The organism is Actinomadura citrea (genome assembly GCF_013409045.1).
GTDB classification, from domain to species: Bacteria; Actinomycetota; Actinomycetes; order Streptosporangiales; family Streptosporangiaceae; genus Spirillospora; species Spirillospora citrea.
In genome coordinates this window covers 8,255,389-8,278,304 of record NZ_JACCBT010000001.1, presented here as the reverse complement: position 1 = coordinate 8,278,304, position 22,916 = coordinate 8,255,389, and the positions used below count along the sequence as shown (strand labels likewise).

Sequence of the window (22,916 nt, the reverse complement as noted above, 5' to 3'; positions counted from 1 at the left end):
AAGGAGCAACCAGTGGCGAAGGCCAAGTTCGAGCGGACGAAGCCGCACGTGAACATCGGCACCATTGGACACATCGACCACGGTAAGACCACGCTTACCGCGGCGATCACCAAGGTGCTCCACGACAAGTACCCGGACCTCAACCCCTTCACGCCGTTCGAGGACATCGACAAGGCGCCGGAGGAGCGCGAGCGCGGCATCACGATCTCGATCGCGCACGTCGAGTACCAGACCGAGGCCCGGCACTACGCGCACGTGGACTGCCCGGGGCACGCGGACTACATCAAGAACATGATCACCGGTGCGGCGCAGATGGACGGCGCCATCCTCGTGGTCGCCGCCACCGACGGCCCGATGCCGCAGACCAAGGAGCACGTGCTCCTGGCCCGCCAGGTCGGCGTCCCCTACATCGTCGTCGCCCTGAACAAGTGCGACATGGTGGACGACGAGGAGATCCTGGAGCTCGTCGAGCTCGAGGTCCGCGAGCTGCTGTCGGAGTACGAGTTCCCGGGCGACGACGTCCCGGTCGTGCGCGTCTCCGCCTTCCAGGCGCTGCAGGGCGACGAGAAGTGGTCCGCGTCGATCGTCGAGCTGATGGACGCCGTCGACGAGAACGTGCCGGAGCCGGTGCGTGACACCGAGAAGCCGTTCCTGATGCCGATCGAGGACGTCTTCTCGATCACCGGCCGCGGCACCGTCGTGACCGGCCGCATCGAGCGCGGTGTCGTCAACGTCAACGAGACCGTCGACATCATCGGCATCAAGCCGGAGTCCACCTCGACCACCGTCACCGGTGTCGAGATGTTCCGCAAGCTGCTCGACCAGGGCCAGGCGGGCGACAACGTCGGCCTGCTCCTGCGCGGCATCAAGCGCGAGGACGTCGAGCGCGGCCAGTGCGTGATCAAGCCGGGCACGAACACCCCGCACACCGAGTTCGAGGCGCAGGTCTACATCCTGTCCAAGGACGAGGGCGGCCGGCACACGCCGTTCTTCAACAACTACCGTCCGCAGTTCTACTTCCGGACCACCGACGTCACCGGCGTGGTGAACCTCCCCGAGGGCACCGAGATGGTCATGCCGGGCGACAACACCGAGATGCGCGTCGACCTGATCCAGCCCGTCGCCATGGAGGAGGGCCTGAAGTTCGCCATCCGTGAGGGTGGCCGGACGGTCGGCGCCGGTCGCGTCACCAAGGTCATCAAGTAACACCCCTCGTCACGCGGCGGCCCGGTCGTCGGGCAACCTCAACCGGGCCGCCGCGTCACGACCACTGAAGTAACCAGCGGCACTACAGCAAAGGACACCGAGGCCACCATGGCGGGACAGAAGATCCGCATCCGGCTCAAGGCCTACGACCACGAGGTCATCGACACCTCCGCGAAGAAGATCGTTGAGACGGTGACGCGGACGGGCGCCAAGGTCGCGGGCCCGGTGCCGCTGCCGACCGAGAAGAACGTGTACTGCGTCATCCGTTCGCCGCACAAGTACAAGGACAGCCGCGAGCACTTCGAGATGCGCACGCACAAGCGGTTGATCGACATCATCGACCCGACGCCCAAGACGGTCGACTCGCTGATGCGACTCGACCTTCCGGCCGGCGTTGACATCGAGATCAAGCTCTAAGGGACGCACCGAGAGATGAGTACGCAGAGGAAGGGCGTCCTGGGCGAGAAGCTCGGCATGACCCAGGTCTTCGACGATGAGGGCCGGATCGTTCCGGTGACCGTCGTCCAGGCCGGGCCGTGTGTCGTCACCCAGCTCAAGAGCCAGGAGAAGGACGGCTACACCGCCGTCCAGCTCGGGTTCGGGCAGATCGACCCGCGCAAGGTGAACAAGCCGAGCACGGGTCACTTCGAGAAGGCCGGCGTCACGCCGCGCCGCTACCTCGTCGAACTGCGGGCCGACGACACCACCGAGTTCGAACTCGGCCAGGAGATCACCGCCAGCGTCTTCGAGGCCGGCCAGAAGATCGACGTTACCGGCACCAGCAAGGGCAAGGGCACCGCCGGTGTCATGAAGCGCCATGGCTTCAAGGGCCTCGGCGCCTCGCACGGCACCCAGCGCAAGCACCGCTCGCCGGGTTCGATCGGCGGCTGCGCGACCCCTGGTCGCGTCTTCAAGGGCCTCCGCATGGCGGGCCGGCACGGCAACGCCCGTACCACCGTGCAGAACCTGACCGTCCACGCCATCGACGCGGAGAAGAACCTGCTGCTCATCAAGGGCGCGGTTCCCGGTCCCAACGGCGGCGTGGTGCTGGTCCGCGACGCAGTGAAGGGAGCGGGCAAGTGACCTCCAAGCTCGACATCGAACTGCCCGCCGAGGTCTTCGACGCGAAGACCAGCGTGCCGCTGATCCACCAGGTCGTGGTGGCGCAGCTGGCCGCGGCGCGCCAGGGCACGCACGCCACCAAGACCCGGGGCGACGTCTCCGGCGGTGGCAAGAAGCCGTACCGGCAGAAGGGCACCGGCCGCGCCCGCCAGGGCTCGACCCGCGCGCCCCAGTTCGCCGGCGGCGGCGTCGTGCACGGCCCGCAGCCGCGGGACTACTCGCAGCGGACGCCCAAGAAGATGAAGGCCGCCGCACTGCGCGGCGCCCTGTCCGACCGCGCCCGGTTCGGCCGGGTGCACGTGGTCGACAACCTCATCGAGGGCGACACCCCGAAGACGAGGACGGCGCTGAAGGCGCTGCGCGACATCACCGAGGCCAAGCGCGTCCTGCTGGTTCTGGACCGCGAGGACGACGTGACCTGGAAGAGCCTGCGCAACGAGCCGAGCGTGCACGTGATCGTCTCCGACCAGCTCAACACCTACGACGTGCTGGTGAACGACGACGTCGTCTTCACGAAGACGGCGTACGACGAGTTCATCTCGCGCGCGAAGAAGAAGTAAGGAGGGTCGCACATGAACAAGATCGCTGACCCCCGCGACATCATCATCGCGCCGGTCGTCTCGGAGAAGAGCTACGGGCTGCTGGACGAGAACAAGTACACCTTCGTCGTCCGCACGGACGCCAACAAGACGCAGATCAAGCAGGCCGTCGAGTCGGTGTTCGGTGTCAAGGTGACGAGCGTGAACACGCTCAACCGGCAGGGCAAGCGCAAGCGCACGCGGTTCGGCTACGGCAAGCGCAAGGACACCAAGCGCGCCATCGTCAGCCTCGCCGAGGGCGAGCGGATCGACATCTTCGGCGGCCCGGCCTAAACAGGCCGGGTCGTCCCGAAGACAGACAAGGGATGAACGAAAAAGATGGGCATCCGTAATTACAAGCCGACGACTCCGGGTCGTCGCGGGTCCAGCGTGGCCGACTTCGTCGAGGTCACGCGCCGCGAACCCGAGAAGTCGCTGCTGCGTCCGCTCCCCAAGAAGGGCGGCCGCAACAACCACGGCCGCATCACGACCCGGCACCAGGGCGGCGGGCACAAGCGCGCGTACCGCCTGATCGACTTCCGCCGGCACGACAAGGACGGCGTTCCGGCCAAGGTCGCGCACATCGAGTACGACCCGAACCGCACCGCGCGGATCGCGCTGCTGCACTACGCGGACGGCGAGAAGCGTTACATCCTCGCGCCGCGTGGCCTGCGCCAGGGCGACCGGGTGGAGAACGGGCAGGGCGCGGACATCAAGCCGGGCAACTGCCTTCCGCTGCGCAACATCCCGACCGGTACGGTCGTGCACGCCATCGAGCTGCGGCCCGGCGGCGGCGCCAAGATCGCCCGCAGCGCGGGCGCCGGCGTCCAGCTGCTGGCCAAGGAGGGCAAGTACGCCACGCTGCGCATGCCTTCCGGCGAGATGCGGATGGTGGACGTGCGCTGCCGCGCGACGGTCGGCGAGGTCGGCAACGCCGAGCAGTCGAACATCAACTGGGGCAAGGCCGGCCGCATGCGGTGGAAGGGCAAGCGCCCGACCGTCCGCGGCGTGGCCATGAACCCGATCGACCACCCGCACGGTGGTGGTGAGGGCAAGACCTCCGGTGGCCGGCACCCGGTGAACCCGGCCGGTAAGAAGGAAGGCCGCACTCGCCAGGCGAACAAGTCGAGCGACCGGCTGATCGTCCGTCGTCGCAGCAAGAAGAAGCGGTAGGAGTCGCTCGTCATGCCACGTAGCCTGAAGAAGGGCCCGTTCGTGGACGACCACCTCATCAAGAAGGTGGACGTCCAGAACGAGAAGGGCACCAAGAACGTCATCAAGACGTGGTCGCGGCGCTCCATGATCGTGCCGGACATGATCGGTCACACGATCGCCGTGCACGACGGCCGCAAGCACGTCCCGGTGTTCATCACCGACTCGATGGTGGGACACAAGCTCGGCGAGTTCGCGCCGACGCGTACGTTCCGCAGCCACGTCAAGGAAGACCGCCGCAGCCGCCGAGGCTGAGCAGGCAGAGCAGTTAGCACGTAGGAGAGAGGGAACAGCGATGGAAGCCAGGGCCCAGGCGCGGTTCATCCGCGTCACGCCCAGGAAGGCCCGCCGCGTGGTGGACCTCATCCGCGGCCTGCCTGCCGCGGAGGCTCAGGCGGTGCTGCGGTTCGCCCCCCAGGCAGCCGGTGAGCCGGTGGGCAAGGTGCTGGCGAGTGCCATCGCCAACGCCGAGCACAACTTCAAGCTCGACTCGGGCACGCTCGTCGTCAGTCGCGCGTGGGTGGACGAGGGGCCGACGCTGAAGCGTTTCCGCCCCCGCGCCCAGGGCCGGGCTTACCGCATCAACAAGCGCACGAGCCACATCACCGTGGTCGTGGAGTCGCGAGACGACGCTGTGGCCGCGTCCGGCGGCGGTAAGAAGACGAGGAGGGCCCGGTAGTGGGTCAGAAGATCAACCCGCACGGGTTCCGGCTCGGCATCACCACCGATCACAAGTCCGTGTGGTTCGCCGACAAGCTCTACAAGGACTACGTCAAGGAAGACGTCCAGATCCGGCGCATGCTGCAGAAGGGCATGGACCGGGCGGGCATCTCCAAGGTGGAGATCGAGCGGACCCGTGACCGCGTCGAGGTCAACATTCACACCGCCCGGCCGGGCATCGTCATCGGCCGTCGCGGCGCGGAGGCAGAGCGCCTGCGCGGCGACCTGGAGAAGCTGACCGGCAAGCAGGTCCGGCTGAACATCCTCGAGGTCAAGAACCCCGAGATCGACGCGCAGCTCGTCGCGCAGGGCGTGGCCGAGCAGCTGTCCAGCCGCGTCGCGTTCCGCCGTGCCATGCGCAAGGCGATCCAGTCCGCGATGAAGTCCGGTGCCAAGGGCATCAAGGTCCAGTGCGGCGGCCGCCTCGGCGGCGCCGAGATGTCGCGGTCGGAGTTCTACCGCGAGGGCCAGGTCCCGCTGCACACGCTGCGCGCCGACATCGACTACGGGTTCTACGAGGCCCGGACGACGTTCGGCCGCATCGGCGTCAAGGTGTGGATCTACAAGGGCGAGGCCGCGCAGACGCGCGCCGAGCGCGAGCAGCAGGCCGCGCAGCAGCGCGCCGCGGGCGGCGGCGGTGGCCGTGAGCGTCGCGGTGAGCGTCGTGGCGGCGGCCGTGGTGGCCGTGGTGGCCGTGGCGGCGCCGGTGGCGCCGGTGGCGGCGGCGGTCGCGGCGGCGAGCAGAAGCAGCAGCAGGGTTCCGAGCAGCCGGCGCCGACCGCCGAGGCTGCTCCGCAGGGTGAGGGGAGCTGAGTAACCGATGCTGATCCCTCGCAAGGTCAAGCACCGCAAGCAGCACCACCCGAAGCGCCGCGGCATGGCCAAGGGCGGCACGAGGGTGACGTTCGGCGAGTACGGCATCCAGGCCGTCGAGAGCGCGTACGTGACCAACCGGCAGATCGAGGCCGCTCGTATCGCCATGACCCGCCACATCAAGCGTGGCGGCAAGGTCTGGATCAACATCTTCCCGGACCGTCCGCTGACCAAGAAGCCCGCCGAGACCCGCATGGGCTCCGGCAAGGGTTCCGTGGAGTGGTGGGTGGCCAACGTCAAGCCGGGCCGCGTGCTGTTCGAGATCTCCTACCCGAACGAGCAGGTCGCTCGGGAGGCGCTCACCCGCGCGATCCACAAGCTGCCGATGAAGTGCAAGATCGTCAAGCGAGAGGTGGGTGAGTCCTGATGGCCAAGGGTCTTACCGCCGACGACCTGCGGACCGAGCCCGAGGACGTCCTGGTCACCAAGCTCAAGGAGGCCAAGGAGGAGCTGTTCAACCTCCGCTTCCAGGCCGCGACCGGCCAGCTTGAAAGCCACGGGCGGCTGCGCACCGTCAAGCGCGAGATCGCTCGCATCTACACCGTGATGCGGGAGCGCGAGCTCGGCATCGTGACGGTCGAGGACGCCGCGGAGGGCAACGAATGACCGAGCAGCAGACCGAGCAGCGGAGCAGCCGCAAGATCCTTGAGGGTCTCGTGGTCAGCGACAAGATGGACAAGACCGTGGTCGTGTCCGTCGAGGACCGCGTGAAGCACCCCAAGTACCACAAGGTGATCCGCCGCACGAAGAACTACAAGGCGCACGACGAGGCCAACGAGTGCGGCGTCGGCGACCGTGTCCGTCTCATGGAGACCCGCCCGCTGTCGGCCACCAAGCGGTGGCGCGTGGTGGAGATCCTCGAGAAGGCCAAGTAGGGCCGCAGGCCCGCGGGACGCAGTCCCGCTATTGACCACAGTCTGGTTCCACCAGGCTCGGCGCCCGCGAAGGGGGCGCCGAGAACCGGTGTGACGAACAGGAGTTAGACGTGATCCAGCAGGAGTCGCGACTCAAGGTCGCCGACAACACGGGTGCGAAGGAGATCCTTTGCATCCGGGTTCTCGGCGGCTCGGGTCGGCGCTACGCGGGAGTCGGCGACATCATCGTCGCGACGGTGAAGGACGCCCTTCCCGGCGCCGGCGTGAAGAAGGGTGACGTCGTCAAGGCGGTCGTCGTGCGCACCCGCAAGGAGCGCCGGCGCCCGGACGGCTCCTACATCCGCTTCGACGAGAACGCCGCCGTCCTCATCAAGGACGGCGGCGACCCCCGCGGCACCCGTATCTTCGGCCCGGTGGGCCGCGAACTGCGCGAGAAGAAGTTCATGCGCATCATCTCGCTCGCGCCGGAGGTGCTCTGATGAAGATCCGTAAGGGCGACGAGGTCATCGTCATCGCCGGCAAGGACAAGGGCGCGACGGGCAAGGTCCTGCGCGTCATCCCGCGCGAGGAGCGGGTCGTCGTCGAGGGCGTCAACCTCATCACCAAGAACATCAAGGCCGACCAGCAGCGTGCCGGCAAGGAGAGCGGTCGCGTCACGGTCGAGGCGCCGCTGCACGTCAGCAACGTCGCGATCGTCGAGGACGGCAAGCCGGCCCGGGTCGGTTACCGCACCAACGACGACGGCACGAAGGTTCGGATCTCGCGCCGTAGCGGTAAGGAGATCTGAGACCGATGACCGAGACCGTTACCGAGCGTCCCGTGCCGACGCCGAGGCTCAAGGTGCGCTACCGCGAGGAGATCGCGGGCCAGATGCGCGAGCAGTTCGGCTACGCCAACGTCATGCAGATCCCCTCGCTGACCAAGATCGTGGTCAACATGGGGGTCGGTGACGCGGCCAAGGACGCCAAGCTGATCGAGGGCGCGATCCGCGACCTGGCGGCGATCACCGGGCAGAAGCCCGCGGTGAACCGGGCCCGCAAGTCCATCGCGCAGTTCAAGCTGCGCGAGGGCATGCCGATCGGCGCGCACGCCACGCTGCGCGGCGACCGGATGTGGGAGTTCCTGGACCGCCTGCTCGCCACGGCGCTGCCCCGTATCCGCGACTTCCGCGGGCTGTCGCCGAAGCAGTTCGACGGCAACGGCAACTACACCTTCGGGCTGACCGAGCAGGTCATGTTCCACGAGGTCGACCCGGACAAGATCGACCGCTCGCGGGGCATGGACATCACGGTCGTGACGTCCGCGAAGACCGACGACGAGGGCCGGGCGCTGCTCAAGCTCCTGGGCTTCCCCTTCAAGGAGAGCTGAGCATGGCGAAGAAGTCGCTGATCGCCAAGGCGGCGCGGAAGCCGAAGTTCGGCGTGCGCGCGTACACTCGGTGCTCGCGCTGCGGGCGTCCGCGCTCCGTCTACCGGAAGTTCGGCCTGTGCCGTGTGTGCTTCCGGGAGATGGCCCACCGCGGCGAGCTGCCTGGCATCACGAAGTCCAGCTGGTGACCGCGTCCCCCGGAGCGCGGCTCCGGGGGCGGCGGGAGCCGGCCTGTAATGACCAACCGGGCGCCTGAGAGGGCGCCCACGACCGCGCCAAAGGTCCACGGGCCGCATCAATCCGAGGAAACCGTGGCGAGGGAGGGCCAGTAGGCCATGACGATGACCGACCCGATCGCAGACATGCTGACGCGTCTGCGTAACGCGAATTCGGCGTACCACGACTCCGTGGCGATGCCGTACTCGAAGATCAAGGCGCACATCGCCGAGATCCTCCAGCAGGAGGGCTACATCTCGGGCTGGACCGTGGAGGACGCCGAGGTCGGCAAGAAGCTCCTGATCGAGCTGAAGTTCGGCCCGACCCGCGAGCGTTCGATCGCCGGCATCAAGCGCGTCTCGAAGCCGGGTCTGCGCGTGTACGCGAAGAAGGACAACCTGCCGAAGGTCCTGGGCGGGCTGGGCGTCGCGATCATCTCGACGTCCTCGGGCCTGATGACGGACCGTCAGGCCGGCAAGCGTGGAGTGGGCGGGGAAGTCCTCGCCTACGTTTGGTGAGGGGAGGGCACTACAAATGTCTCGTATCGGACGTCTCCCCATCAGCCTGCCCAGCGGTGTCGAGGTGAAGCTCGAAGGCCGCGAGGTCACCGTCAAGGGCCCGAAGGGCACGCTCTCGCACACCGTCGCCGAGCCCATCGAGGTCAAGCAGGAGGACGGCCAGCTCGTCGTCTCCCGGCCCAATGACGTCAACAAGGTGCGCGGTCTGCACGGGCTCACCCGAACGCTGATCAACAACATGGTCGTCGGGGTCACCGACGGCTACAAGAAGACCCTGGTCATCCAGGGCGTCGGCTACCGGGTGGTGGCCAAGGGCAAGAACGTGGAGTTCTCGCTCGGCTACAGCCACCCGATCCCGTTCGAGGCGCCGGAGGGCATCACCTTCACGGTGGAGAGGCCGACGCAGCTCGTCGTCGAGGGCATCGACAAGCAGCTCGTCGGTGAGATCGCCGCCCGCATCCGTAAGCTGCGCAAGCCCGACCCGTACAAGGGCAAGGGCGTGCGCTACGAGGGCGAGCAGATCCGCCGCAAGGTCGGAAAGGCTGGTAAGTAGTCATGGCAGGCACCAAGACCCTGGCCGGCAAGGCCACGAGCGGTCGCCAGCTTGCTCGCAAGCGCCGGCACCTGCGGGTCCGCAAGAAGGTCGTGGGCAGCGCCGCACGGCCGCGCCTGGTCGTGACCCGCTCCAGCAGGCACGTGTTCGTCCAGGTCATCGACGACGACAAGGGCCACACGCTGGCCAGCGCGTCGACGATGGAGGCGGACCTGCGCGCCGACTCCGGCGACAAGACGGCCAAGTCCCGCAAGGTCGGCGAGCTCGTCGCCGAGCGGGCCAAGCAGGCCGGCGTCCACGCGGTCGTGTTCGACCGCGGCGGCAACAAGTACCACGGTCGCATCGCCGCTGTCGCGGACGGTGCGCGTGAGGGGGGCCTCGAGCTCTGATGGCCCTTTACAAGGTGAACGAGAGGAACCACTGATGGCAGCGCAGAGGCGTGGCGGCGGTCAGGGTGGCGACCGTCGCGACCGCCGCGACGACCGCCGCGGTGGCGCCGACAAGGGCCAGTCGTACATCGAGAAGGTCGTGGCGATCAACCGTGTCGCCAAGGTCGTCAAGGGCGGACGTCGCTTCAGCTTCACCGCCCTGGTGATCGTCGGTGACGGCAACGGCACCGTCGGCGTCGGCTACGGCAAGGCCAAGGAGGTGCCCGCGGCGATCGCCAAGGGCGTCGAGGAGGCCAAGAAGCACTTCTTCAAGGTGCCGCGGATCCAGGGCACCATCCCGCACCTGGTGCAGGCGCGCGACGCGGCGGGCGAGGTCCTGCTCCGTCCGGCCAGCCCCGGTACCGGCGTCATCGCCGGCGGCCCGGTGCGCGCGGTCCTGGAGTGCGCCGGCATCCACGACGTGCTGAGCAAGTCGCTGGGCAGCGACAACGCGATCAACATCGTGCACGCCACGATCGCGGGTCTGAAGTCGCTGAAGCGTCCCGAGGAGATCGCGGCCAAGCGCGGCCTGCCGATCGAGGACGTCGCCCCGGCGGCCATGCTGCGCGCGCGCGCCGCGGGCAGCGAGCCGAGGGCGGAGGTCGCGTCGTCGTGAGCAACCTGAAGATCACGCAGACCAAGTCCGTGATCAGCGAGAAGCAGAACCAGCGTGACACGCTGCGCACCCTGGGCCTGAAGAAGATCGGGCAGAGCGTGGTCCGCGAGGACCGCCCCGAGGTGCTCGGCATGATCCGGACGGTGGCGCACCTGGTCGCCGTCGAGGAGGTCGACTGACATGGCGGCTGATCTCGGTAAGGACTCCGCCGCGGAGACCGAGGGCACCCCGCTCAAGGTGCACGACCTGCGTCCGGCCCCCGGCGCCAAGAAGGCCAAGACCCGCAAGGGCCGTGGCGAGGCGTCCAAGGGCAAGACCGCAGGCCGCGGCACCAAGGGCACCAAGGCCCGCAACACCGTCCCCGTGGGTTTCGAGGGCGGCCAGATGCCCCTGATCCGCCGGGTTCCGAAGCTGAAGGGCTTCAAGAACCCGAACCGGGTCGAGTTCCAGGTCGTGAACCTGGACAAGCTCACCGCGCTCTACCCCGAGGGCGGCGAGGTCACGGCGGAGGACCTGGCGAACAAGGGCGCGGTGCGCCGCGGCCGTCCGGTCAAGATCCTCGGCACGGGCGACATCTCCGTCGCGGTCCAGGTGAAGGCGCACGCCTTCTCCGGCGCCGCCAAGGAGAAGATCGCCGCCGCCGGCGGATCCGCCGACGAGCTGTAAGAAGGAACACCTTCGATGCCGGGGCCGTGCCCGCGTGAGGCCCGGGGCCGTCAGGCCGCCGGGTCAGGCGGGGCGGCCCCGGTGTCATCTGCTGTTAGAGTCACACGAGCGAAGGTACTCGGCGTGAGATTGCGCACTCTGCCGTCACACCGGGTATTCTCCGCCCGAACTCATGGATCTGAAACCGCCCCCTCGGCGGCCATGAACCCGCCAGTCGCGCAGGAGGAATGGTGCTGACCGCGTTCGCTCGGGCTTTCCGTACGCCTGACCTGCGTAAGAAAATCCTCTTCACGTTGTTCATGATCGTGGTGTTCAGGATCGGCTCGATCCTGCCGACGCCCAACGTGAACGTGAAGGTGCTGAAGGAGACCGCGGACGCGGCCAAGGACAGCAACCAGCTCTACGGCCTGGTCGATCTGTTCAGCGGCGGCGCGTTGCTGAAGCTGTCGGTCTTCGCGCTCGGCATCATGCCGTACATCACGGCCAGCATCATCTTGCAGCTGCTGACGGTGGTGATCCCGCGGCTGGAGGCCCTCAAGAAGGAGGGCCAGGCCGGCACGACGAAGATCACCCAGTACACCCGGTACCTGACGGTCGGGCTGGCGATCCTGCAGGCGACCGGCATCGTCGCGATGGCGAGCACCGGCCAGTTGTTCCAGGGCATCTCCGGCAGCGGCGACATCCTGTACGACAAGGGCATCTTCCCGATCATCACCATGGTGGTCATCATGGTGGCGGGCACGAGCGTCATCATGTGGCTGGGCGAGCTGGTCACCGACCGCGGCGTCGGCAACGGCATGTCCATCCTGATCTTCACCCAGGTGGTGGCGGTCTTCCCCGCCCAGTTCTGGAGCATCTACAAGACCAAGAACGGGTTCGTCTTCGCGATCGTGATCCTGGTCGGTCTGGCGATCATGGCCGGGGTGGTGTTCGTCGAGCAGGCGCAGCGGCGCATCCCCGTCCAGTACGCCAAGCGGATGGTGGGGCGCCGCATGTACGGCGGCACGTCGACCTACATCCCGCTGAAGGTCAACCAGGCCGGCATCATCCCGATCATCTTCGCGTCCTCGCTGCTCTACCTGCCGGTCCTGGCCACCCAGTTGTGGCCCAACACCAAGTGGCTGCAGAAGGTGCAGCCCTATCTCCAGCAGGACAACGCCTGGCATATGGGGATCTTCTTCGTCTTCATCATCTTCTTCACGTACTTCTATGTGGCGATCACCTTCAACCCCACTGAAGTCGCCGACAACATGAAGAAGTATGGTGGATTCATCCCAGGTATCCGGCCTGGTCGGCCGACCGCCGAGTACCTCGACTTCGTGCTGACCCGGATCACCACACCCGGTGCGCTCTACCTGGGGCTCGTGTCCCTCATCCCGATGGTCGCCTTCGCACTCATGAAGGCGAGCTCGGACTTCCCGTTCGGCGGCACGAGCATCCTCATCGTCGTCGGCGTCGGACTGGATACCGTGAAGCAGATCGAGAGTCAGCTCCAGCAGCGCAACTACGAGGGCTTCCTCCGGTAGTGCGTATCGTCCTGGTGGGCCCCCCGGGAGCGGGCAAGGGGACGCAGGCCCAGTTCATCGCATCTCATCTGTCGGTCCCGAAGATATCGACAGGTGACATCTTCCGCGCGAACGTCAGCGGCGGGACGCCGCTCGGCCGGCAGGCCAAGCAGTACATGGACCGCGGCGACCTCGTCCCCGACGAGGTGACGATCGCGATGGTCCGCGACCGGCTCGGCGAGGACGACGCACGCGACGGCTTCCTGCTGGACGGGTTCCCGCGCAACGTCCCGCAGGCCGAGACGCTGAAGAAGATCCTCGCCGAGTGGGACACCCGCCTCGACATCGTGCTGGAGCTCGTCGTCGACGAGGACGAGGTCGTCCGGCGGCTGTCGGGGCGGCGCACCTGCGACAAGTGCGGCCGGATCTGGCACGTCGACTTCGACGACAAGCAGGACGACATCTGCGACGACTGCGGCGGTCGCCTGTTCCAGCGGGACGACGACAAGGAAGAGGTCGTCATGCACCGCCTGGAGGTGTACCGGCACGACACGTCGCCGCTGGTGCAGTTCTACGCCGACGAGAACATCCTCGTCGGCATCGACGCGACGGGACCGGTCGAAGAGGTCACCAAGCGCGCCCTCACCGCCCTGCGCCCGCTGGAGAAGTGACGGGCCCGCGGGAGAAGTGACGGGCCGCCGTGAAGCCGTAGGCGCGGACGCGGGTGATCCCGCGTCCGCGCGGCCGTTTCGGCGCCAGAACCGGTGCAAGGGGAGAGATGTTCAAACGGCGTAGGCTCACGATCCAGATGAAGACCGCGGAGCAGATCGAGCTGATGCGCGCGGCGGGGCTGCTCGTCGGCCGGACGCTGGAGCTGCTGCGCGAGGCCGTCAAGCCCGGCATGAGCACCCTGGACCTGGACGCGCTCGCCGAGCGGCACATCCGCGACAACGGCGGCGTCCCCTCGTTCAAGGGCTACCACGGCTTCACCGGCACGATCTGCGCGTCGGTCAACGAGGAGATCGTGCACGGCATCCCGCGGGCCGACAAGATCCTTCGCGAGGGCGACGTGCTGTCCATCGACTGCGGCGCGATCGTGGAGGGCTGGCACGGCGACGCGGCGATCACGGTCCCGGTGGGGGAGATCACCGACGAGGAGCGGCGGCTGCTGGAGGTCACGGAGGCGTCCCTGTGGCGCGGCCTCGCGGCCGGGCGCGCCGGCGCCCGCCTCACGGACATCTCCCATGCGATCGAGGCCCACATCCGTTCTCAGGGTCCCTACGGCATCGTCGAGGGCTACGGGGGGCACGGCATCGGGACCGAGATGCACATGGACCCGCTGATCCCCAACCACGGGGCGCCCGGGCACGGGCCCGTCCTGGAGCCGGGCATGTGCTTCGCGGTGGAGCCGATGGTGAACCTCGGCACGAAGGAGACCGCCGAGCTCGACGACGGCTGGACGGTCGTGACGACCGACGGGCGCGCCTCGGCGCACTTCGAGCACACGTTCGCGGTCACGGCGGACGGGCCTCGCGTGCTGACCGCGCTCGACGAGGGCCGCGATCGGTTCGCGAAGCTCGGATCCGCGCCGCAGAATGGATAGAGAAGGCAGGTCCTGAGGAGCGGAGGAACGATGGCGCCGAACCCTGAGATCCGGGCGTCGGACGCCGACCGCGACCGGGTGGCGGCGAGTCTGCGCGAGCACTGCGCGGAGGGCCGGATCACGATGGACGAGCTGCAGGAGCGGCTGGACGCGGTCTACGGGGCGAAGACGCTCGGGCAACTCCAGGAGGTCACGTCCGACCTGCCGGAGGAGGACCTTTACCAGCTCCCGGTCCCCGCGACGCAGAGCAAGGGCACCGCGTCGCCGGCGCGGCGGCCGTCCGGCGACCTCGAACCGCAGCGGATGTGGGCGATGTGGGGCGCCTGGGCGACGGTCAGCGCGATCAATGTGACGGTGTGGCTGATCATCCTGGTGACGGCGGGCGCGGTCTACCCGTGGTGGATCTGGGTGGCGGGCCCGTGGGGCGCCGTCCTGCTGATGCGCACGCTCTTCGGCGGGCGCCGGGGCGACTGCTGACGCGCCCGCCCGGCGGGGCTCACTCCACGTCCATCAGGGGCCGGTAGTTCCCGGTCGGGGCGAAGTGGGTGGTGGCGGTGCCGTCCTCGCCGACCAGGTGGAGGGCGAACCCGGCGGGCTCCCCGGTGACGGCCGCGCGGCCCCGCTGGGTGAGGTCGAGGAACAGCTGCCGGTAGGTGCTCGGGCAGGTGGTGCAGACCCGTCCCGCCAGCGATCCGACCGTCGCCCGGTGCGCGTGCCCGGAGATCACCCGGACGACCTGCGGGTGCCGGGAGATCACGGACGCGAATCCGGCGGGGTCGACGAACCGCAGGTCGTCGATGAACCGCATCCCGATCGGGTACGGCGGGTGGTGCGTGGCGATGACGGTCGGGACGCCGGGCGCGGCGCTCAGCGTCTCCTCCAGCCAGTCGAGCCTCTCCTCGCTCATGTGCCCGTGGGGATGGCCGTCGACGGTGGTGTCGCAGCACACCAGGCGCACGCCGGCCACGTCGACGGCGTACTGGACGGGAGCCCCGGGCCCGGTCCCCGTCGCCGCGACCGCCGGATGGTCGGCGAACATCCGGCGCATCTCGTCGCGGTCGTCGTGGTTGCCGCACATCGGGTAGACGGCCATCGGCAGCGGCGACAGCAGCGCGTGCAGCCGGGCGTACTCGGCCGGCTGGCCGCGGTCGGCGAGATCTCCGGTCAGGACGACGGCGTCCGGCCGCGCGGGCAGCGACAGCAGGCTCGACACGGCGGCCCGCAGGGCGCGGACCGGCCCGGAGTCGTCGTCCATCCCGCCGTCGCGCCCGGCCGCCAGATGGATATCGCTGAGCTGCGCGATGATCGCCATCGATCCCCTCCCCGTTGCCCCCAGCACATCACGGAACCCCGCGCCCCGGGCAGCCCCGGGCGCCGGGCGCCGGGACGATCTTCGCGTCCGCGCGGCCGCACTGTCGACCCGCCCCCCGGCGAGGACCTCGTCGCCCGGGCGTGAAGGTGTGCGGGGCACGTCCGTCCGCGCCCCGGGCGGGAGCCTGGCCGCCTGGGCGCCGGTCAGGCGACGTGGGGGATGACCAGGGACAGGGCCGAGGTGATCTCTTCGGGGGCGGGGGCGACGTCGGGGACGACGTCGCGGAGGGCGAGCCAGCCGTTGATGGCCTGGACGGTCGGCTTGGCCTCGATGAGCTGGGGGTCGTCCAGCCCGTACCAGGCGGCGACCTTGGACCACCGCCACAGCCGGTGACCGGCGGTGGACATCTCCGAGGACGGGAAGCCGGTGGTGCCGCGCGCCCCGGTGATCGCGTGCCGGACCGAGTCGAGGGACCGGCCCACCCGCTCGGCGATGTCGCGGATGGTCAGCAGCGGGTCGGCCTCCACCTGCAGGACGTGCAGGCCGGGCGCGCTCTCCTCGACGTGCCCGACCACCTCCATGATCGCCACGGCGAGGGTGGCGCCCGGCCAGGTGCACGAGGCGTTGCCCAGACGGTCCGCCGAGCGGAGCTCGTCGTTCGGATGGTGGTGGGCGGGGGCTGGAGGACGGTCGGTGTGCTGCGGCTCGCTGATGATCGACACCGTGACCGCGCCGTACGTGCGGTCGAACAGGGGGTCGAGTTCGTCCTCGTAGAGGGGACGGCTGAGGATCAGCGCGAAGTCATAGCTCGGCATGCTGACCCTCCTCGTACGTCTCTCCTCCTGGAAAGGTACAACGCGCAGGCGATGTATGCTTGACTCGGGAGCAGTCTCCGGACGCGTGTCATGCGTCGATTTCGCATTGGACGGCCGGTTGACGTAGACTCCCTTGTCGGTCCGTCGACGGCCGCCCGATTTCCCCTTCCTGGCGCTTCCGCGCCGCGGTGCGGGTCGCGGCCGATTCTCCTCTGGAGAGCCGGGCCGCGTCCAATGAGCCGATCAGCGAAGCGCGGAGGACATGCCCAAGAAAGAAGGGGCCATCGAGATCGAGGGCACCGTCATCGAGTCGCTGCCGAACGCCATGTTCAGGGTGGAGCTCGACAACGGGCACAAGGTGCTCGCCCACATCAGCGGCAAGATGCGGATGCACTACATCCGAATCCTGCCGGACGACCGCGTTGTTGTGGAGCTGAGCCCCTACGACCTCACGCGCGGTCGGATCGTCTACCGCTACAAGTAAATCCCACTGGGGTTGCCTTCCCTGTGCGTGGCGGCGCGGGGGTGACCCTTATCTCTAGGAGACCCAGTGAAGGTCAAGCCGAGCGTCAAGAAGATCTGCAACAAGTGCCGCGTCATCCGTCGGCACGGCCGGGTCATGGTCATCTGCTCCGACCCGCGCCACAAGCAGCGTCAGGGCTGACGCTCACCACCCAGCAAGCGCACCGCAGCCTTCACACGGCCGTACGTGCCGGGTCCGGGAAATCCGGAGTCCAGCACGTACGGCAGTGTCGTGTGGAGGAGCACCCCCGGACCTTCGGAGGCCGGGGCCGCCACCCGGGCAGGGTGTTCGCGGAAGCGGTGCGTCCATACCTCCGGACAAATGAAGGGAACTGCCCACATGGCACGCCTCCTCGGCGTCGACCTCCCGCGCGAAAAGCGCCTTGAGGTCGCTCTCACCTACATCTTCGGCATCGGCCGGACGCGGGCGCTGGAGACCCTCTCGGGTACCGGCATCAGCGGCGACCTGCGCGTGCACCAGCTCGGCGACGACGAGCTGGTCAAGCTCCGCGACTGGATCGAGGCGAACTACAAGATCGAGGGTGATCTTCGCCGCGAGGTCCAGGCGGACATCCGCCGCAAGATCGAGATCGGGTGCTACCAGGGCATCCGGCACCGCCGCGGGCTTCCGGTGCACGGTCAGCGCACGCAGACCAACGCGCGCACCCGCAAGGGCAAGAAGAAGACCGTGGCCGGCAAGAAGAAGGCCGGCAAGAAGTAGTCCGGAGTCGGTCCTCCGGATCGATGACCTCAAGAGTAGAGAGAGCACATGCCTCCTAAGAGCCGTGTCGGCGCCAAGAAAGTGCGCCGCAAGGAAAAGAAGAACGTCGCTCACGGGCACGCCCACATCAAGAGCACGTTCAACAACACGATCGTTTCGATCACCGACCCCAACGGCAACGTGATCTCCTGGGCCTCCTCGGGCCACGTCGGGTTCAAGGGCTCGCGCAAGTCCACCCCGTTCGCCGCGCAGCAGGCCGCCGAGGCCGCCGCCCGGCGCGCGATGGAGCACGGCATGCGCAAGGTCGACGTCTTCGTGAAGGGCCCGGGCTCGGGCCGCGAGACCGCCATCCGGTCGCTGCAGGCGACCGGCCTCGAGGTGGGCTCGATCCAGGACGTCACGCCCGTTCCGCACAACGGCTGCCGCCCGCCGAAGCGTCGCCGGGTCTGAGGCAGGGGGAGATCTAGAACAATGGCTCGTTACACCGGTGCGGACTGCAAGCTCTGCCGCCGCGAGAAGATGAAGCTGTTCCTCAAGGGCAGCAAGTGCGAGGGCCCGAAGTGCCCGATCGAGATCCGTCCCTACCCGCCGGGTGAGCACGGTCGCGGTCGGCCCAAGGAGACCGAGTACCTGCTGCAGCTTCGCGAGAAGCAGAAGGCGCGGCGCATCTACGGCGTGCTGGAGCGGCAGTTCCACAACTACTACGTCGAGGCGACCCGCCAGCAGGGCAAGACGGGTGACAACCTGCTCACGCTGCTGGAGCGCCGGCTCGACAACGTCGTCTACCGGGCAGGCTTCGCCAAGTCCCGCGACATGGCCCGCCAGCTCATCCGGCACGGCCACATCCGGGTCAACGGCAAGAAGGTCAACATCCCGTCGGCCCTGGTCGGCGAGGCCGACATCCTCGACGTCAAGCCCAAGTCGCTGGAGATGACGCCGTTCCAGGTCGCCAAGGCCGAGGTCGGCGAGCGTCAGGTCCCGGCGTGGCTCGGGGTCGACGGCGAGAAGATGCGGATCCTCGTGCACTCCCTGCCCGTCCGGCAGCAGATCGACGCTCCCGTCCAGGAGCAGCTGATCGTCGAGCTCTACTCCAAGTAAGGGCTCAACGCCCGCCGGGGTCCCCCGTTGGGACCCCGGCGGATCGGGGAAGAATCCAGAACGCGGTAGTCAAATAGCGGGCACCGCGGAAAGAAGGCACCACCATGCTCATCGCTCAGCGTCCGACTCTCACCGAAGAGCAGGTCGACGAGTACCGGTCGCGGTTCACCATCGAGCCGCTGGAGCCGGGCTTCGGGTACACGATCGGCAACTCGCTGCGCCGTACCCTGCTCTCCTCCATTCCCGGTGCCGCCGTCACCAGCATCCGGATCGAGGGCGTCCTGCACGAGTTCTCGACCGTGCCGGGGGTGAAGGAGGACGTCACCGACATCATCTTGAACCTCAAGGAGCTCGTCGTCTCCTCCGAGCACGACGAGCCCGTCGTCATGTACCTGCGCAAGCAGGGCCCGGGCGAGGTGACCGCGGCCGACATCGCGCCTCCGGCGGGCGTGGAGGTCCACAACCCGGACCTGCACATCGCCACGCTGAACAACAAGGCCAAGCTGGAGATGGAGCTGACGGTCGAGCGCGGCCGCGGCTACGTCTCGGCCGCGCAGAACAAGCAGCCGGGCCAGGAGATCGGCCGGATCCCGATCGACTCCATCTACTCGCCCGTGCTCAAGGTCACCTACAAGGTCGAGGCCACCCGAGTCGAGCAGCGCACCGACTTCGACCGCCTCATCCTGGACGTGGAGACCAAGCAGGCGATGCTGCCGCGCGACGCGGTCGCCTCCGCCGGCAAGACCCTCGTCGAGCTGTTCGGGCTGGCCCGGGAGCTCAACGTCGAGGCCGAGGGCATCGACATGGGCCCGTCCCCGACGGACGCCGCGCTGGCCGCGGACCTCGCCCTGCCGATCGAGGAGCTGAACCTCACCGTTCGCTCCTACAACTGCCTGAAGCGCGAGGGCATCCACTCGGTGGGCGAGCTCGTCGCCCGCAGCGAGCAGGACCTGCTCGACATCCGCAACTTCGGCGCCAAGTCGATCGAAGAGGTCAAGCAGAAGCTCAACGACATGGGCCTGTCGCTGAAGGACTCCCCGCCCGGGTTCGACCCGAGCGCGGCGGCCGACAACTACGGCGACGACGACCAGGGCTACGCCGAGACCGAGCAGTACTAGGAACCCGAGTCCGGCGGCCGGGGGCCCGAGGCCCCCGGCCGGTCCGGAACCAGCTGACACCGGTACCTGACACGGCCGGTGCAGGAAGGAAACGACATGCCCCAGCCCACCAAGGGCGCCCGCCTCGGCGGCGGCGCCGCGCACCAGCGCCTGATCCTGGCCAACCTGGCCACGGCGCTGTTCGAGCACGGCCGCATCACCACCACCGAGGCCAAGGCCCGGCGGGTGCGTCCGCTGGCGGAGAAGCTGATCACCAAGGCGAAGAAGGGCGACCTGCACAACCGTCGCCTGGTCGCCAAGACGATCCGCGACAAGGGCGTCCTGCACGAGCTCTTCACCGAGATCGCGCCGCGCTTCGAGAGCCGTCCCGGCGGCTACACCCGCATCACCAAGATCGGGCCGCGCAAGGGCGACAACGCCCCGATGGCCGTGATCGAGCTGGTGCAGGAGCAGCTGGCGGCGTCCACCGGCGGCTCCGCTCCCGCCGCCAAGGCCGCCCCGGAGCCGAAGGCCGAGGAGAGCGACGCCAAGGCGGACGAGGCGGCGACCGAGGCGGACGACACCGCCGCCGTCGACGCCAAGGACGAGGCCGCCGGGGACGCGGAAGCCAAGGACAAGGGCGAGAAGGAGTAATCCGCCGTTTGACCTGGTCGAGCGTTTGCTCGACATTCGTGAGGGCCCGCCGTTTCCATCGGGACGGCGGGCCCGAACTTTGCCAGACTTGATCGCATGGTCATGGCAGGAGGGCGAGGGTTCACCGGGGAGCGTGTCAGGGGAGTGCCCGACGAACGCGGTGTGCCCGGAGGGATGAACGGACGTTGCAGAAGGACGACTCGGCTGACATGACCGCACTGGTACGACTCCGGCTCGACATCTCCTACGACGGGTCGGACTTCGCGGGCTGGGCGAGGCAGCCGAACCAGCGGACGGTCCAGGGCGTCATCGAGGACGCGCTGGCCCGGATGCTGCGTCTGGACCCGCCGCCCATGCTCACCGTCGCCGGCCGCACCGACGCCGGCGTCCACGCCCGCGGGCAGGTCGCCCACCTCGTCGTCCCCGTCGCCGCCTACTCGGCGATCAACGGGACGATGCCGCGCCGTCTCGCCGGGCTGCTGCCCCCGGACGTGCGGGTGTGGCGCGTGTCGATCGCCCCGGAGGGGTTCGACGCGCGGTTCTCCGCGCTGTCGCGCCGCTACGTGTACCGGGTGTGCGACAACCCCTTCGGGGTGGAGCCGCTGCGCCGCCACGACGTGCTGTGGCACCCCCGCCCCCTGAACCTCGGCCGGATGAACGAGGCCGCCCGCAGGCTGGTCGGCGAGAACGACTTCGCCGCGTACTGCCGCAGGCGGGAGGGCGCGACGACGATCCGCGAGTTGCTGCGCTACGAGTGGGCGCGCGACGACCGCGACCCGCACCTCGCGCTCGCCACCGTGCAGGCCGACGCGTTCTGCCACTCGATGGTCCGCGCGCTCGTCGGCGCGCTGCTGATGGTGGGGGACGGGCGGCGCGAGGTCGAGTGGCCCGCGCAGGTGCTCGCGGCGCGCGTCCGCGACTCCGGCGTGAACGTGGCGCCCGCACACGGCCTGTCGCTGGAGGAGATCCGGTATCCCGAGGACGAGAGCCTGGCCAGGCGGGCCCAGGAGACCCGCCGCGTACGGACGCTGAACGCCACGGCCGCCGCGGCCGCCGACCAGCCGCCCGCCCCGCCCGGCGGCGCCGCGCCCCGGCAGGGCGGCTGACCCGCCGTCCCGCGGCTCAGCCCCGGGACCGCGCCACGATCGGGCGCAGGTCGTAGTCCAGGAAGAGCTGCGCCGCCTTCTTGATCGTCGGGTCGCCGGGCTTGGCCTTCCTGCCGTTCGCCCACTGGACGTAGGCGTAGGCGACGTACCGGCCGCGGACGGTCGCCGCCGCGTACCCGCCGGCCTGGTCGATGTCGGGGGACCGCTTGCCCGCCATGCCGCGGAACCACTCGTAGCGGGCGGGGTCGCCCGACTTGCTCACGGCGATCGCGGCCGCCTTCGTCGGCATCACCGCGATCCCCGAGGTGACGGCGAGCTTGCTCTCCGGGTCGATGTAGGTGGCACGGACGATCTTGCGGCACTGGTCCTTGCGCAGGGCGGCGAGCATGGAGCCGCGGGCCGCGTAGGTGACGTCCCGGTTGAGCGACCAGCGGTCCCGGAGGTAGGTCCGGTCGCCGAACCGGATGGTCTCGGTCGGAAAGACGTCGTGGAACGTCAGGTCGGCGGTGTCGGTCTTCTCGTTGGTGATGTCCACGGGGGCGGCGGCCGTGGCGGACGGTGTGACCGGGGGCGTGGTCTGCGCCGCCGCGGGCGACTCGGGGGTCCTGCGGTCCTTGCCGTCGTCGCCGTCCGATCCCGTTCCGCCGATGAGGAACAGGGCGCCGACCGCCGCGAGGATGACGGCGGCGACGCCGCCGATCAGCACCGGGCGCCCCTTGCCGCCGGCCCGGCCGGTGACGGGCATGCCCTGGGGAGGGCGTCCGGGCGGCGGGGCGTCGGCCGGGGCGGCGCCCTCGCCAGGGAAGAGCGGCGTGCCCGCCTGGGGCTGTTCGGCGTCCGCCGCGCCCACCGCTGCCGGGTCGGCGTGTGGGAACGGGCCGCTTCCGGTGGGCGGGACGACGCCGGGCGGCAGGATGGCGTCCGGGACGAGCACGGGCGCGAGCGAGGCGGAGTCCTCCGCCTTCTTGGCCTTCTCGAACGCCGAAAGCGACGCGGGGATGTCCGTCGCGGTGTCGGTCGCGGCGGGGTGTTCCACGGTGGCCTCGGTCTCTGGTGTGACGACCCCCGCGCCCTCGCCTCGTGGCGTCGCGTCCGGGAACCCGCCCTGCACGGGCGGGACGGGCGGGAAGCCTTCGGGGTCGGTCTCGTCGGGGGAGATCGGTGGCTTGACGATCGGCTCGGCGGGGACGGCGCCGCGGGAGTCGACGCGCGGGACGCCCCTCCCGGCGACGAGCGTCCCTGGCGGGGCCGAGGCGATGTGGGGAGCGGTGGGGACCTCGGGGAGGCGGGGGGCCTCAGGAGCGGAGACGTCCGCCTCGGCGAGGGCCTCCTCGGCCAGGGCCTCCTCGACCACGGGCGCCGACAGCATCTCCGGCGCCTGCTCGGCCGGCGGGGCGGCGTCCGCGGACTCCGCGGCCCACCAGGGGGCCTCCAGCCCGAAGGCGGGGAGCTTGAGGGGAGCGGCCTCGTCGGCCTGCTCGCCGTGCTCCCGTGCGTCTCTAGGTCCAGACATAAGCAGTGAGGGTATTCAT

The 22,916-nt window shown here is 69.0% G+C and carries 37 protein-coding genes; 34 read left to right on the top strand and 3 right to left on the bottom strand.

Going from position 1 to position 22,916, the window contains the following annotated elements:
- Positions 1-12: 12 nt before the first annotated feature.
- From tuf to BJ999_RS37760, 26 genes are all read left to right on the top strand, one after another.
- Positions 13-1,206, top strand: a complete 1,194-nt coding sequence (gene tuf, locus BJ999_RS37885) for an elongation factor Tu (protein WP_179837686.1) — start codon at positions 13-15, stop codon at positions 1,204-1,206.
- A gap of 108 nt (positions 1,207-1,314) precedes the next feature.
- The gene (rpsJ, locus tag BJ999_RS37880) at positions 1,315-1,623 is read left to right on the top strand and encodes a 30S ribosomal protein S10 (protein ID WP_018657599.1); all 309 of its coding nucleotides are present in this window, start codon (positions 1,315-1,317) and stop codon (positions 1,621-1,623) included.
- 15 nt (positions 1,624-1,638) lie between these two features.
- Positions 1,639-2,289 (top strand): 50S ribosomal protein L3, encoded by a 651-nt coding sequence (gene rplC / locus BJ999_RS37875; RefSeq protein ID WP_179837685.1) that lies wholly within the window; start codon positions 1,639-1,641, stop codon positions 2,287-2,289.
- Positions 2,286-2,888, top strand: a complete 603-nt coding sequence (gene rplD, locus BJ999_RS37870) for a 50S ribosomal protein L4 (RefSeq protein ID WP_179837684.1) — start codon at positions 2,286-2,288, stop codon at positions 2,886-2,888. The genes rplC and rplD overlap by 4 nt, the downstream gene beginning before the upstream one ends.
- A 12-nt stretch (positions 2,889-2,900) precedes the next feature.
- The gene (gene rplW / locus BJ999_RS37865) at positions 2,901-3,200 is read left to right on the top strand and encodes a 50S ribosomal protein L23 (RefSeq protein WP_089314948.1); all 300 of its coding nucleotides are present in this window, start codon (positions 2,901-2,903) and stop codon (positions 3,198-3,200) included.
- 45 nt (positions 3,201-3,245) lie between these two features.
- A complete protein-coding gene (rplB, locus tag BJ999_RS37860) occupies positions 3,246-4,079 on the top strand; it encodes a 50S ribosomal protein L2 (protein ID WP_179837683.1) in 834 nt (277 codons plus the stop codon).
- 12 nt (positions 4,080-4,091) lie between these two features.
- Positions 4,092-4,373, top strand: coding sequence for a 30S ribosomal protein S19 (gene rpsS, locus BJ999_RS37855; protein WP_089314946.1), 282 nt, complete (start codon positions 4,092-4,094; stop codon positions 4,371-4,373).
- 40 nt (positions 4,374-4,413) lie between these two features.
- Positions 4,414-4,797 carry a 50S ribosomal protein L22 gene (gene rplV / locus BJ999_RS37850; protein ID WP_089314945.1) on the top strand — a complete coding sequence of 128 codons (384 nt, stop codon included), beginning with the start codon at positions 4,414-4,416 and terminating at the stop codon, positions 4,795-4,797.
- Positions 4,797-5,651, top strand: a complete 855-nt coding sequence (gene rpsC, locus BJ999_RS37845; RefSeq protein ID WP_179837682.1) for a 30S ribosomal protein S3 — start codon at positions 4,797-4,799, stop codon at positions 5,649-5,651. Before rplV ends, rpsC begins: the two co-directional genes overlap by 1 nt.
- Before the next feature lie 7 nt (positions 5,652-5,658).
- Entirely contained in the window at positions 5,659-6,078 is a 420-nt protein-coding gene (gene rplP / locus BJ999_RS37840) for a 50S ribosomal protein L16 (RefSeq protein WP_089314943.1), read from the top strand.
- Positions 6,078-6,317, top strand: a complete 240-nt coding sequence (gene rpmC / locus BJ999_RS37835; protein ID WP_089314942.1) for a 50S ribosomal protein L29 — start codon at positions 6,078-6,080, stop codon at positions 6,315-6,317. The genes rplP and rpmC overlap by 1 nt, the downstream gene beginning before the upstream one ends.
- Positions 6,314-6,586: a 30S ribosomal protein S17 gene (rpsQ, locus tag BJ999_RS37830; protein ID WP_089314941.1), complete on the top strand. Its 273-nt coding sequence runs from the start codon at positions 6,314-6,316 to the stop codon at positions 6,584-6,586. Before rpmC ends, rpsQ begins: the two co-directional genes overlap by 4 nt.
- A 110-nt stretch (positions 6,587-6,696) precedes the next feature.
- Positions 6,697-7,065 (top strand): 50S ribosomal protein L14, encoded by a 369-nt coding sequence (rplN, locus tag BJ999_RS37825; protein WP_021596728.1) that lies wholly within the window; start codon positions 6,697-6,699, stop codon positions 7,063-7,065.
- Positions 7,065-7,373, top strand: coding sequence for a 50S ribosomal protein L24 (gene rplX, locus BJ999_RS37820; protein ID WP_141580642.1), 309 nt, complete (start codon positions 7,065-7,067; stop codon positions 7,371-7,373). Before rplN ends, rplX begins: the two co-directional genes overlap by 1 nt.
- Before the next feature lie 5 nt (positions 7,374-7,378).
- Positions 7,379-7,954 (top strand): 50S ribosomal protein L5, encoded by a 576-nt coding sequence (gene rplE / locus BJ999_RS37815; RefSeq protein WP_089314939.1) that lies wholly within the window; start codon positions 7,379-7,381, stop codon positions 7,952-7,954.
- Positions 7,955-7,956: 2 nt separating this feature from the next.
- Positions 7,957-8,142 carry a type Z 30S ribosomal protein S14 gene (locus BJ999_RS37810; protein ID WP_018657585.1) on the top strand — a complete coding sequence of 62 codons (186 nt, stop codon included), beginning with the start codon at positions 7,957-7,959 and terminating at the stop codon, positions 8,140-8,142.
- Positions 8,143-8,289: 147 nt separating this feature from the next.
- Positions 8,290-8,688: a 30S ribosomal protein S8 gene (rpsH, locus tag BJ999_RS37805; RefSeq protein WP_089314938.1), complete on the top strand. Its 399-nt coding sequence runs from the start codon at positions 8,290-8,292 to the stop codon at positions 8,686-8,688.
- 16 nt (positions 8,689-8,704) lie between these two features.
- On the top strand, positions 8,705-9,241 hold the full coding sequence (rplF, locus tag BJ999_RS37800; protein WP_179837681.1) for a 50S ribosomal protein L6: 537 nt from the start codon (positions 8,705-8,707) through the stop codon (positions 9,239-9,241).
- A gap of 2 nt (positions 9,242-9,243) precedes the next feature.
- Positions 9,244-9,630 (top strand): 50S ribosomal protein L18, encoded by a 387-nt coding sequence (gene rplR / locus BJ999_RS37795; RefSeq protein ID WP_089314936.1) that lies wholly within the window; start codon positions 9,244-9,246, stop codon positions 9,628-9,630.
- A 34-nt stretch (positions 9,631-9,664) separates the two neighbouring features.
- Positions 9,665-10,285 carry a 30S ribosomal protein S5 gene (gene rpsE, locus BJ999_RS37790; protein WP_372505490.1) on the top strand — a complete coding sequence of 207 codons (621 nt, stop codon included), beginning with the start codon at positions 9,665-9,667 and terminating at the stop codon, positions 10,283-10,285.
- On the top strand, positions 10,282-10,464 hold the full coding sequence (rpmD, locus tag BJ999_RS37785; RefSeq protein WP_179837680.1) for a 50S ribosomal protein L30: 183 nt from the start codon (positions 10,282-10,284) through the stop codon (positions 10,462-10,464). The genes rpsE and rpmD overlap by 4 nt, the downstream gene beginning before the upstream one ends.
- A 1-nt stretch (position 10,465) precedes the next feature.
- The gene (gene rplO, locus BJ999_RS37780; protein ID WP_179837679.1) at positions 10,466-10,951 is read left to right on the top strand and encodes a 50S ribosomal protein L15; all 486 of its coding nucleotides are present in this window, start codon (positions 10,466-10,468) and stop codon (positions 10,949-10,951) included.
- A gap of 227 nt (positions 10,952-11,178) precedes the next feature.
- Positions 11,179-12,477, top strand: a complete 1,299-nt coding sequence (gene secY, locus BJ999_RS37775; RefSeq protein ID WP_218935418.1) for a preprotein translocase subunit SecY — start codon at positions 11,179-11,181, stop codon at positions 12,475-12,477.
- On the top strand, positions 12,477-13,127 hold the full coding sequence (locus BJ999_RS37770; RefSeq protein ID WP_179837677.1) for an adenylate kinase: 651 nt from the start codon (positions 12,477-12,479) through the stop codon (positions 13,125-13,127). Before secY ends, BJ999_RS37770 begins: the two co-directional genes overlap by 1 nt.
- Before the next feature lie 107 nt (positions 13,128-13,234).
- On the top strand, positions 13,235-14,059 hold the full coding sequence (gene map, locus BJ999_RS37765) for a type I methionyl aminopeptidase (protein WP_179837676.1): 825 nt from the start codon (positions 13,235-13,237) through the stop codon (positions 14,057-14,059).
- 30 nt (positions 14,060-14,089) lie between these two features.
- On the top strand, positions 14,090-14,536 hold the full coding sequence (locus BJ999_RS37760) for a DUF1707 SHOCT-like domain-containing protein (RefSeq protein ID WP_179837675.1): 447 nt from the start codon (positions 14,090-14,092) through the stop codon (positions 14,534-14,536).
- 19 nt (positions 14,537-14,555) lie between these two features.
- Here BJ999_RS37760 and BJ999_RS37755 read toward each other — a convergent pair whose 3' ends face one another.
- Together BJ999_RS37755 and BJ999_RS37750 are read right to left on the bottom strand one after the other, a co-directional pair.
- Complete coding sequence (locus tag BJ999_RS37755; RefSeq protein ID WP_179837674.1) at positions 14,556-15,371, bottom strand: phosphodiesterase; 816 nt, start codon at positions 15,369-15,371, stop codon at positions 14,556-14,558.
- 203 nt (positions 15,372-15,574) lie between these two features.
- The gene (locus BJ999_RS37750) at positions 15,575-16,186 is read right to left on the bottom strand and encodes a hypothetical protein (protein WP_179837673.1); all 612 of its coding nucleotides are present in this window, start codon (positions 16,184-16,186) and stop codon (positions 15,575-15,577) included.
- Positions 16,187-16,448: 262 nt separating this feature from the next.
- Between BJ999_RS37750 and infA the strand changes: the two genes are divergently transcribed.
- The 8 genes from infA (at position 16,449) to truA (ending at position 21,384) form a co-directional block, all read left to right on the top strand.
- Entirely contained in the window at positions 16,449-16,670 is a 222-nt protein-coding gene (infA, locus tag BJ999_RS37745) for a translation initiation factor IF-1 (RefSeq protein ID WP_018657567.1), read from the top strand.
- Positions 16,671-16,736: 66 nt separating this feature from the next.
- Positions 16,737-16,850 carry a 50S ribosomal protein L36 gene (rpmJ, locus tag BJ999_RS37740; protein ID WP_021596712.1) on the top strand — a complete coding sequence of 38 codons (114 nt, stop codon included), beginning with the start codon at positions 16,737-16,739 and terminating at the stop codon, positions 16,848-16,850.
- A 198-nt stretch (positions 16,851-17,048) separates the two neighbouring features.
- Positions 17,049-17,429, top strand: a complete 381-nt coding sequence (gene rpsM / locus BJ999_RS37735) for a 30S ribosomal protein S13 (protein ID WP_149258930.1) — start codon at positions 17,049-17,051, stop codon at positions 17,427-17,429.
- A gap of 48 nt (positions 17,430-17,477) precedes the next feature.
- Complete coding sequence (gene rpsK, locus BJ999_RS37730) at positions 17,478-17,879, top strand: 30S ribosomal protein S11 (protein WP_021596710.1); 402 nt, start codon at positions 17,478-17,480, stop codon at positions 17,877-17,879.
- A gap of 21 nt (positions 17,880-17,900) precedes the next feature.
- Positions 17,901-18,527 carry a 30S ribosomal protein S4 gene (gene rpsD, locus BJ999_RS37725; protein ID WP_179837672.1) on the top strand — a complete coding sequence of 209 codons (627 nt, stop codon included), beginning with the start codon at positions 17,901-17,903 and terminating at the stop codon, positions 18,525-18,527.
- A 104-nt stretch (positions 18,528-18,631) separates the two neighbouring features.
- Complete coding sequence (locus BJ999_RS37720) at positions 18,632-19,645, top strand: DNA-directed RNA polymerase subunit alpha (RefSeq protein ID WP_067454600.1); 1,014 nt, start codon at positions 18,632-18,634, stop codon at positions 19,643-19,645.
- A 96-nt stretch (positions 19,646-19,741) separates the two neighbouring features.
- Positions 19,742-20,278 carry a 50S ribosomal protein L17 gene (rplQ, locus tag BJ999_RS37715; RefSeq protein WP_179837671.1) on the top strand — a complete coding sequence of 179 codons (537 nt, stop codon included), beginning with the start codon at positions 19,742-19,744 and terminating at the stop codon, positions 20,276-20,278.
- A gap of 209 nt (positions 20,279-20,487) precedes the next feature.
- The gene (gene truA, locus BJ999_RS37710; protein ID WP_179837670.1) at positions 20,488-21,384 is read left to right on the top strand and encodes a tRNA pseudouridine(38-40) synthase TruA; all 897 of its coding nucleotides are present in this window, start codon (positions 20,488-20,490) and stop codon (positions 21,382-21,384) included.
- Between the two features lie 16 nt (positions 21,385-21,400).
- Here the strand turns inward: truA and BJ999_RS37705 are convergent, their stop codons facing one another.
- Entirely contained in the window at positions 21,401-22,897 is a 1,497-nt protein-coding gene (locus BJ999_RS37705; protein WP_179837669.1) for a hypothetical protein, read from the bottom strand.
- Positions 22,898-22,916 lie beyond the last annotated feature (19 nt).